At 39.5% G+C, this 2,658-nt stretch carries 4 protein-coding genes; 3 read left to right on the top strand and 1 reads right to left on the bottom strand.

Annotation, left to right across the window (positions count from 1 at the left end):
- Positions 1-377: IS110 family transposase (locus MVI27_RS11780; RefSeq protein WP_246962158.1), on the bottom strand; the 377-nt coding region annotated here is incomplete at its 3' end.
- A gap of 649 nt (positions 378-1,026) precedes the next feature.
- On the opposite strand from MVI27_RS11780, the gene MVI27_RS11775 reads away from it, so the two are divergent.
- From MVI27_RS11775 to MVI27_RS11765, 3 genes are all read left to right on the top strand, one after another.
- Positions 1,027-1,854: an IS110 family transposase gene (locus MVI27_RS11775; RefSeq protein ID WP_246962155.1), complete on the top strand. Its 828-nt coding sequence runs from the start codon at positions 1,027-1,029 to the stop codon at positions 1,852-1,854.
- Between the two features lie 11 nt (positions 1,855-1,865).
- On the top strand, positions 1,866-2,351 hold the full coding sequence (locus tag MVI27_RS11770; RefSeq protein WP_246962152.1) for a transposase: 486 nt from the start codon (positions 1,866-1,868) through the stop codon (positions 2,349-2,351).
- A 113-nt stretch (positions 2,352-2,464) separates the two neighbouring features.
- On the top strand, positions 2,465-2,658 hold a 194-nt coding region (locus tag MVI27_RS11765), incomplete at its 3' end, for a hypothetical protein (RefSeq protein WP_246962149.1).

Below are 2,658 nucleotides of genomic sequence, written 5' to 3'. Positions count from 1 at the left end.
GGAAGCGCAGAAAGTGCTATTTTATCAGTGTTTCGCCTGGCGTAATTGGCAATTTCTTTGGCATCTACTTTATCGCTTTTGCCGCGGGTAATCCCCAGCGAGCGTTTGATTTCCAAAGCTGGGACCTGAGCATAATCCAGTTGGTTTTCGCTTAAAACCAGGGCGAGCAACGAGGAATAAATGCCGGTATTCTCAAAAACAAAAAGAGTCTCGTTCATTTTACAGCCGGCTTTTTTCAATGTTTTTAGAAACGTCTCGATCGATTTTTGCGTATTCAGGATCTGGCCTTGTTCGGGCTGCGGATCCGGGGTAACCATGCAGTAATCCAGCGTTAGTTTTGCCACATCAATTCCGATGTAAGTTGTGTATTTTTTCATAACTTGGTGATGTTTAAATTAATGTTGAACTTCTTTAAAATCTTTATTAGATCTGGGTAATCTGGTATTCTATCTAAAGCTGTTTCAACCCTTTAAAAACAAGACAGAGGACTGATATGTTAGTTGAGACTTTTACGCTCTAAGGGTATTGTTAGTTCACCCCTGTCTTGTTTATTTTAAAGGTAATTATTTTATGAATGTAAAGTAAAGAAGGGTTTGCCAAAAGCGGGGCTGAAGTTTTTCGATTGAGCATTTGTGCAAGGTTGAACGGTAGTAATTCTATTGAACTTTTGTGCTAAAAATCCCCGCCTTCGGCAAGCCCCAACCCGTTAGCTGCAATTCCCCTACTCCAAAAACGGAGTTGTTTTTAGCCGCTAACGAAAGTTCTCAAAATTCATATTCAAAAAATCCAATATTTCTTACCTTAGTAATTGCTCCTTGAAAAGACCGGTTTAAGCAATGGTGTTTAAAAACCCGTCTGCAATTCAGGTAAGATTGCACAAAAGTCTTTAGTAGTAATACTTCAGACGGCGTTAGTTTTTAATGGCGAGTTCCGATTTACATCGGAATATCCCGATCAGAATAATTTCAAATTTAACAAAGTGCAGTCCTTGGAGTTTTTTATTGGTTTAATTGAAAAAATTGAGACATGGAAACTAAGAAGCAGATTTCACTCGAAGTGGTAAATTCCAATGCTGCGGGAATAGACATTGGAAGCCGTAGCCATTGGGTAGCAGTAGGGCAAAATGCAGAGGATGTAAAAGAATTTGGCGTGTACAGCCAAGACCAGTTGGAAATGTGCCACTGGTTACACTCGAATGGCGTTACCTCGATCGCCATGGAATCCACCGGAACTTATTGGCAAAATCTGTTCTCCACTTTGGTGGGACAAGGTTTTGATGTGATTTTGGTTAATGGCAGACAAACCAAAAATATCAAAGGAAAAAAGACAGACATTAAAGATTGCCAATGGATTCAAAAACTTCATTCTCTCGGGCTTTTGAGTGCCAGCTTTTTACCCGATTCGGACACGGACACCATACGAACCTATTCCAGACACCGCCAAAACCTGCTCAAGCAATCTGCATCATGCACCAGAAGAATGCAAAAATATCTGCGACTGATGAATATGAGGCTTGAGGTTGTGGTAAGGGATATAGTCGGTCTTACAGGATCTTGCATTATTGAAGCTTTTCTAAACGGAGAGTACAAGGGAGAGGAATTGGCAAAACTCCGTCATTACAATTGCCGAAAATCAGAGGAGGAAATCGCAAAAGCTCTGCTATTCAATGGGCGCAAAGATTATCTCTTTGCCTTGAAGCAAGAGTGGGATTCCTACAAACACCTCCAGCAACAAATCATGGATACGGATTTGCAGATCGACCGGCTCCTGAAGGAATTCATCGAAAAGGACGACCATAAGAAACAGCATACCATCAAAAAAAAAAGCACAAGCGTAAAAATAAAAACGCAGTAAGCCAAACCGACATGAATTTAATTGCTTACCAATATTTTGAAGGGATAGACTTGATGGCGATTGAGGGAGTAAGCGAAGGGTTGATTATGGCTCTCATCGCAGAAGTCGGATTAGATGGGATTAGAAAATTCCCCACTGCAAAACAATTCACCGCATGGCTCAGGCTCGCCCCCAACAATAAAATAAGTGGTGGCAAAGTATCATCCAACCACATTCCGAAGGGAAGTTCGCGGTTGAAAATAGCATTCAGAAACACGGCCAATGCCATCGGCAACCTAAAGGAGGGATGGCTCGCTGAGTTCTTCAAAAGATTAAGCTACAAAAAAGGAAGGGCAACTGCTGTTTCTGCACTCGCCCGAAAGCTCGCCGTCATTATCTGGAATATGCTCGTTAAGGGGCAAGGGTACAATCCGCCTTACAATACCTTTTTCTGGACGAGAAAAGAAAAATTGCAGCAGCCAAAAGAATACAGAAACAAATCACTAAATTTGGTCTGACTGACAAAGATATTGAAATCATACCAAGCTGATTATCAATAGAATGAATTAACGTTAGTCAGAATATTATGAAGATATCGCACAAAATTATACTTTCTTTAATAATTTCCCTTTTGGGATTATCATTTATCAATGCCCAAAACTATTTTGAGTATTATAATAAAAGTAATAAAGGTGACTCTTTGAAATTTTATAAAAAATATATTGAAGCACTAGAAAATTACGAAAATGCGTTTAAGAAAGTTGATTTTGTCCACTCAGATAAATTAATTAATGCAGGTTTAACCGCAATTAAATTGAATAAATA

The sequence above is a fragment of the Chryseobacterium salipaludis genome, assembly GCF_022968825.1.
Lineage (GTDB): Bacteria > Bacteroidota > Bacteroidia > Flavobacteriales > Weeksellaceae > Kaistella > Kaistella salipaludis.
The sequence above is the reverse complement of the archived record's forward strand: the minus strand, read 5'-3'. Positions and strand labels throughout refer to the sequence as shown.